Annotated in this window: 5 protein-coding genes and 1 pseudogene; 2 read left to right on the top strand and 4 right to left on the bottom strand. The window is 71.8% G+C overall.

The window, feature by feature from the left end; all coding sequences use genetic code 11:
* Positions 1-22: 22 nt before the first annotated feature.
* Positions 23-745, bottom strand: coding sequence for an ANTAR domain-containing protein (locus tag HDC93_RS06640; protein WP_185008128.1), 723 nt, complete (start codon positions 743-745; stop codon positions 23-25).
* A gap of 275 nt (positions 746-1,020) precedes the next feature.
* Between HDC93_RS06640 and HDC93_RS06645 the strand changes: the two genes are divergently transcribed.
* Entirely contained in the window at positions 1,021-1,314 is a 294-nt protein-coding gene (locus HDC93_RS06645; protein WP_221516382.1) for an STAS domain-containing protein, read from the top strand.
* 10 nt (positions 1,315-1,324) lie between these two features.
* Positions 1,325-1,795 (top strand): PPOX class F420-dependent oxidoreductase, encoded by a 471-nt coding sequence (locus tag HDC93_RS06650; protein WP_184909848.1) that lies wholly within the window; start codon positions 1,325-1,327, stop codon positions 1,793-1,795.
* A gap of 532 nt (positions 1,796-2,327) precedes the next feature.
* Here the strand turns inward: HDC93_RS06650 and HDC93_RS37745 are convergent.
* The 3 genes and pseudogenes from HDC93_RS37745 to HDC93_RS06665 form a co-directional block, all read right to left on the bottom strand.
* Positions 2,328-3,080, bottom strand: a pseudogene (locus tag HDC93_RS37745) (TetR/AcrR family transcriptional regulator); the annotation flags it as partial.
* A gap of 144 nt (positions 3,081-3,224) precedes the next feature.
* Positions 3,225-4,721: an MFS transporter gene (locus HDC93_RS06660; RefSeq protein WP_185008133.1), complete on the bottom strand. Its 1,497-nt coding sequence runs from the start codon at positions 4,719-4,721 to the stop codon at positions 3,225-3,227.
* 106 nt (positions 4,722-4,827) lie between these two features.
* Positions 4,828-7,050: a glycosyltransferase family 39 protein gene (locus HDC93_RS06665; protein WP_185008134.1), complete on the bottom strand. Its 2,223-nt coding sequence runs from the start codon at positions 7,048-7,050 to the stop codon at positions 4,828-4,830.
* Positions 7,051-7,173 lie beyond the last annotated feature (123 nt).

A 7,173-nucleotide genomic window follows, 5' to 3' on the forward strand; every position in this document is an offset into this window, starting at 1 on the left:
CACCGACGTAATTCACCTCACCTCAGGGGGCGTTGGGCGCACCCACGATCCGGCGGGCGAGATCGCGCAGTTTCACGTTCTCCCGCTGGGAGGCGCGCACCAGGCTCTCGAAGGCCGCGGTCGCGTCGATGCCCTGGCGCTCCATGAGGATGCCGGTGGCCTGGCCGATCAGGTCCCTGGTGTGCATGGCCTCGGTGAGCTGCTCGCGCACGGTCGCCGAGTCCAGGGCGATGCTGACGTGCGCGCTGTACAGCCGGCCGACGCGCGTGGCCTCCTCGTCGAAGGCGCCCGGTTTGCGCGCGTAGGCGGTGAGGAGGGTCAGCCGGCGCCGGTCGGCGCGCAGCCTCAGCGACAGCGCCGAGCGCAGGCCCAGGGCCGCCAGCACGTCCCAGCCGTCGTCCGCCTCGCTGTCCGTTATCCGCGCGACCGGGCTGCTCCACAACTGGCCCCACAGCCCGTGCTGTTCGTGGCCGGTGTACCGGGACTCGGCGCAGCGCACGACCTCGTCGGTCCAGGCGAGCGTGCGGATCTTGTTGCCGCGCTCGATCACGGAGATGCCGGCGTGGTCGGCGCCCGGCATGAGGTGCGCGGCCAGCCGGACCGCGGTGTGCAGCGTGCTGTGCGGTGTGAGGGTCTCGTGCAGTTGCTGCGACGCCACCGTCAGCGCTTCGGCCAGCTCGGAGCCGACCGGAAAACGGGGCAAATCAGGAAACTCGGACGCAGCCACCACGAACCTCTTCGGCATGCACGGCCAACGGCCGTGCGCAGGAGAGCTCCGCAGCACATTCCCGACTGCGAGCACAGGACGGACAGCACTCTAACTGCTTGGTTGCCTCCAAGTGACGCCCGGCCGACGCCGCCACGGGCGCTTCCGTCCCGGCCCCCCGCGTGGTGGAATGGCACCACGGGTCAGGAAGCGGCCTTACCGGAATCCGGACGAACGTCTGCCAGGTGAGTGCCGTGACCTTCTTCACGAATCCCACAGAACCGCGCGACCTCCCCGGTCGCGTCCACCTCACGATGCCCGCCGAGATCGACTTCTGCAACGCGGCGCAGCTACTGCCCGTCCTCATGGCCGCGGTCCGCGCCCGTGGGGGCCGGCTCGACATCCTCGTCCTCGACCTGTCCACGACCTCCTTCATGGACTCCCAGGGCATCCGCCTCATCAACGACGTACGGCGCCGGCTGCGCCCCGGGGCCGTGGTGCGCCTGGTGGCCCGGCCCGAAGGGACCACGAGCCGCGTCCTGGAGGTGACGGGCCTGCGCCGGGACGTCCCCGTGTACGACAACCTCGCCGAGGCCCTGGCGTCGTAGGCTGCGGAACATGGCACCGAACATCGCGACGAACACCCGTGTCTCCCTGGACGAGTTGCTCGACTTCGTACGCCCCCGGCACCACGCCATCCTGCTGACCCGGCGGACCGACGGCGGCCCCCAGGGCTCCCCGCTGACCTGCGGTGTCGACGACTCCGGCCGGATCGTGGTCTCCACCTACCCGGAGCGCGCCAAGACCCGCAACGCCAAGCGGGACCCGCGTGTGAGCCTGCTCGTGCTCAGCGACGACTGGAACGGCCCCTGGGTGCAGATCGACGGCACGGCCGAGATCATCGACTCCCCCGACTCCGTCGAACCGCTTGTGGAGTACTACCGGAACATCGCCGGGGAGCACCCCGACTGGGACGAGTACCGCGCGGCCATGCTCAAACAGGGCAAGTCGATCATCCGGATCACGCCGGAGCGGTGGGGGCCGGTGGCGACCGGGGGGTTCCCGGCGCGACTGGTGGAAGGGGAGTAGGTCAGCTCTCCCCGGGGGCTTCTCCCTCCCCGGGGGCTTCTCCCTCCCCGGGGGCTTCTCCCTCCCTGGAGGCGCCTTCCTCCCCGGGGGTTCCTGCCTCCCCGGGGGTTCCAGCCTCCCCGCGGGTCCCTGCCTCCCCGCGGGTTCCTGCCTCCCCGGGGGTTCCAGCCTCCCCGCGGGTCCCTGCCTCCCCGCGGGTCCCTGCCTCCCCGCGGGTTCCTGCCTCCCCGGGGGCCCCTGTCCCCCCGCGGGTCCCTGCCTCCCCGCGGGTTCCAGCCTCCCCGGGGGCCCCTTCCTCCCCGCGGGCCCCTGCCTCCCCGCAGGTTCCAGCCTCCCCGCGGGCCCCTTCCTCCCCGCGGGCCCCTGCCTCCCCGTAGGTTCCAGCCTCCCCGCGGGCCCCTTCCTCCCCGCGGGCCCCTGCCTCCCCGCGGGCCCCTTCCTCCCCGCGGGCCCCTTCCTCCCCGCAGGTTCCAGCCTCCCCGCGGGCCCCTTCCTCCCCGGGGGCTTCTTCCTCACCGGAGGCTCCGCCCTGGCGGGCGACCATCGCCTCGATGCCCGCGATCAGCAGCTCCAGCGCGAACTCGAAGTCGCGCTCCAGCATCTCGGCGACCGTGTCGCCGCCGCGCGCCTCCATGATCTTCTGCGACTCCCGCATGACGTCCGCGGCCTGCGGGGCCTCGGTCACCGCGCTCACGGCGTCCTGGAAGTACTCGTCCATGGTCATGCCGGCGGCGGCGGACCGGGTGGAGAGGTGGCCTTCGAGTGTGCCGTAGCCGTAGACGAACTGGAAGACGGCCGAGATCCCGCTCGTCAGCCGTTTCGCGGGCAGCCCCGTCCTGCGCATGACGCGCTGCACAACCCTGGAGAAGGCCAGGTTGTTCGGGCCGATGTTGAGGAAGGTGCCGACCAGCGCGGACACCCAGGGGTGACGCACCAGCAGGGTCCGGTACTCACGGGCCAGCGCCCGCATCTGGTCGCGCCAGTCGGCCTCGGCCGCCTCCGGATCGGGCAGGGCCATCTCGCCCATGACCGCGTCCAGGGCGAGTTCGAGCAGGTCGTCCTTGGTGTCGACGTACCAGTAGACGGACATCGCCGTGACGTTCAGCTCGCCGGCGAGCCTTCGCATGGAGAACTTGGCGAGGCCCTCGGCGTCCAGCAGCCGCACGGTGACCTCGATGATCCGGTCCCGGTCCAGCCCCGAGGGCTGCCCGCCGCCGCGCCGCCGGTGCGCCTTGCCGTCCAGCCAGACGCTGGATCGCGCGGCCTTCTCGGCTGCCTTCGCCATGGCGCACCTTCCTCGACCTCTTGTTGCCGATCATGCCAGGCGCCCTCGAGGGGCGCGGGGCCGTGTCATTGTGCTGCTCCGCCGCGTGGGCGCGATCAACCACCACGGTGCACAGCCGCCCACCGCCCCGGCCGCACGACCTCCTCAGGCGGACTCTGCCCGCTCAGCACGTCGAAGCAACGCCGCCGCGACCAGTCCACCGGCCAGCACCGCAACCGCCCCCACCAACTGACTCGTCTCCAGGCCGGAGGCGAACGCGTCGGAGATCCTGGCCTTCTCCTCGGCCGAGTCCGCCGCCGCCAGCGCCGCCGGCAACGACGCCGCGGACACGGCGACCAGCGACGCGAAACGGGAGTTGAGCACGGCTCCGAGGACGGCGACACCCAGCCCGTTGCCGAACTCCGCGAGCGTGCCGTTGATCCCCGCTCCGACGCCCGCCTTCTCCGGCGGTATCGCGCCCATGATCGCGTTGGCCATCGCCGGCATGGACAGAGCCACACCCGCGCCCATCACGATCAGCCCGAGCAGCATGCCCCCGTACCCGTGGCTCCCGAGCAGCGCGATCGCCGCGAGGCCGGCGGACACCAGGGTCATGCCGAGCGCGATCGCCGCCGGCGTCCCCGCCTTCAGCACCAGCTTCGCCCCGACCCCCGTGAAGTTGAGCGCGACGACGGTCAGCGCCAGCGGCGCCGTGCGCAGCCCGGCGTCCAGCGGCTCGTACCCGAGCACGAACTGGAGGTGCTGCGTGAGCAGGAACAGCGACCCCGTCATGCCGAACGCCACGAGGATCGCGCCCGCGACCGCGCCCACGAACTTCTGGTTGCGGAAGAAGTGCATGTCGAGCATCGGGTGCTCGGTCCGCAGCTCCCACAGCACGAACAGGCCGAGCACGACCACGCCGATCAGCGCCGAGACCAGCACCTGCGCGGAGGTCCAGCCGTGCTCGGGCCCGGTGATGATCGCGTACACCACGGCCGTCATGCCGATGGTCGACAGCACCGCGCCGACCAGGTCGGGCCGGTCCCCGGCCTTGTGCTTGGACTCCGGCACCAGCGCGGCGACCGCGACCAGGCCGAACAGGGCGACCGGAATGTTGATCAGGAAGATCGCGCCCCACCAGAAGTGGTTCAGCATCACGCCGCCGATCAGGGGCCCGGCCGCGAAACCGAGCGAACTGACCGTCGACCAGAGCGCGATGGCCTTCACGCGCTCCTGGTCGTCGAAGATCTGCACGACCACGGCGAGGATGGTGGTCATCAGCAGCGCCCCGCCGACGCCCATGCCCGCCCGGGCCGCGATCAGCTGGCCCGGGCTCTGGGACAGTCCGGCCGCGAGCGAGCCCAGGCCGAAGATCGCGAGGCCGGACATCAGCAGCAGCTTGCGGCCGTAGCGGTCGGCGGCGTTCCCGGCGGTGAGCAGCAGGCCGGACTGCACCAGCGCGTACGCGTTCATCATCCACTGGATGTCGGCGGTCGAGGCGTCCATCTCGCGGGTGAGTGAGGGGATGGCCACGTTGAGGATCGTGTTGTCGAGCAGCACGGTGAGCTGCGCGAGGCAGATGACACCGAGGATCAGCCAGCGCTGGGGGTGGCCGCCCGGTGCGGTGTGCGGCAGGGCCGTTTCCTGGGGGGACGTCGTCATGCTGTACACCGTAGAACAGTCCCTATACGGCGTACAACGCGGTTTCGGCGGGGACGGCGAAGGGCGGTGGCTTTCGGCCACCGCCCTTCGTCCGGCCGGGCTCGTCTCAGCTGCTCGCCTTCTGCGTGAGGTCGTAGAAGGTGCTCGAACCGACCGTGACCTTCTTGAAGGTGGCCTCGACCCAGGAGGTGATCTGGGAGGAGGTACCGTCGCTGCTGCCTCCGCCCATGCCGCCGCCCATGCCGCCCGAGGCGACGAAGTAGTGGATCTTTCCGTACGCCACGTACTGCTTGAACTGAGCCAGGGTCGGGGACGGGTCGGTCCCGTTGAAGCCGCCGATGGCCATCACCGGGTCGCCGGTGGACAGCTGGTAACTCGCCGCGTTCTGGGCACCGATGGCCGCGGCGGCCCAGGTGTACTGGTCGGCGTCGGTCTCCAGCAGCTTCTTGGCCTCGGAGCTGACGCTGGCGCCGTTGAGCAGGCCGCCGACGCCACCGCCGCCGCCCATGCGACCGCCGTCGCCGTTCGGCTGGTTCTGGCCCCGGCCCTGCTGGTTCCGGTTCTGGCCGCCGCCCGGGAAGCCGCCTCCGCCGGGGAAGCCGTTGCCCTGCTGCCCCTGGGCGTTGCCGTTGCCGTTCTGCTGGTTCTGGCCCTGCTGGCTCTGGCCCCCACCGGGGAAGCCGCCTCCGCCGGGACCCCCGCCGCCCGGGCCGCCTCGGCCGCCCGCGACCGCCGGGCCCGCCGTGACGATCGAGCCGGTGTGCCCCTCGTTCACGGTGGTGAGGGTGTACGCCGCCGGACCGGCCAGCGCGGCGACGAGGCCCAGCCCGGCCGCTCCCAGGGCCAGTCGGCGTCCCAGCCTGCCGGCGAAGATCAGGCCGAGGGCCGCCGTCAGACCGCCGACCAGGACCAGCCACTTGAGCCAGGGCAGGTAGTCGGAGGAGCGGTTGAGCAGGACGTACCCCCATGCCGCGGTCGCGGTCATGGCCGACGCCAGGGTCAGCGACGCCCACGCCTTGTCCCGCTTCTCCCAGAGCAGAGCCGCGCCCATGCCGACCAGCGGTGCGATGTAGGGGGCGAGGGCGACCGTGTAGTACTCGTGGAAGATGCCCTGCATGTAGCTGAAGACCAGCATGGTGGTGAGCAGCGCGCCACCCCATACCAGGAACGCGCCCCGGGTCGCGGAGGTCCGGCGGACCATGGGGGTCCCCCCGCTCGAGCGAAGTCGAGAGTGGGGGAGCGTGGCCACCAGGCCCGCTACGAGCAGGATCAGCGCGGCCGGGACCAGCCAGGAGATCTGGCCGCCGATGGAGGAGCCGAACAGCCGGTCCCAGCCGGTCTCGCCCCAGGCTCCACCGCCGTTGCCGCCCCCGCCACCGCCTCCGACGCTGCCGGTCTCGTCGCCGTTGAGGCGGCCCAGGCCGTTGTAGCCGAAGGTCAGGTTCAGGAAGCTGTTGTTCTGCGAGCCGCCGATGTACGGGCGGGAGGACGCGGGCCACAGCTCGACGATCGCGACCCACCAGCCGCCGGAGACGACGATCGCGGCGAGACCCGCGGCGAGCTGACCGATCCGCTTCTTCACCGTCACCGGGGCGCAGACGCCGTACACAAGGGCGAGCGGCGGCAGGATCAGGAAGGCCTGGAGCGTCTTGGCGAGGAAGGCGAAGCCGATCGCGGCACCGGCCCACAGCAGCCACTTCGTGCGGCCGTCCTCCAGGGCGCGGATGACGAAGCAGCAGGCCGCCGCCATCAGCAGCGCCAGCATCGCGTCGGGGTTGTTGAAGCGGAACATCAGCGCCGCGACCGGGGTGAGCGCGAGCACCGCGCCCGCGATCAGACCGGCCGCGGGGCTGAACCGGCGGCGCACGGCCGCGTACACGACGGCCACCGTGCCGACGCCCATGAGGACCTCGGGCACGAGGATCGCCCAGGAGCTGAGGCCGAAGAGCCGCACGGAGAGGGCCATGGGCCACAGGGCGGCCGGGGGCTTGTCGACGGTGATGGCGCCCGCCGCGTCGAGCGAACCGAAGAAGAACGCCTTCCAGGACTGGCTTCCGGCCTGTGCGGCCGCCGAGTAGAAGGAGTTGGCGTATCCGGAGGCGCTCAGATTGTAGAGGTAGAGGACGGCCGTCGCGAGCAGCAGGGCGAGGAAGGCCGGGCGGGCCCAGCGGGGGTCCTCGGGGCGGCCGTGCCAGAGCCGTCGCCCGAAGGGCCGCTTGGTGGCGCCGGAGGCACCGGAGGCGCCGGCCGGTGCGGGGGCCGGGGGGCGGGTCCGGTTTCCGGGGCCCGTGTCTCTGCCGGTGGCCGGCTGGTCGAAGTGGACGGTCATCGCAGGTCCCTCGAATCGGAGTCGTGCGGGCGCACCGGCAGCGGTTGCAGGGTTGCGTCCGGCCAGGTGCCGTCAGCGGCGGCACCGGCGCGGACGGGGGCGGTGTCGTGCAGGGTTTGACCG

Source organism: Streptomyces sp. AK010 (genome assembly GCF_014207295.1).
Lineage (GTDB): Bacteria > Actinomycetota > Actinomycetes > Streptomycetales > Streptomycetaceae > Streptomyces > Streptomyces massasporeus.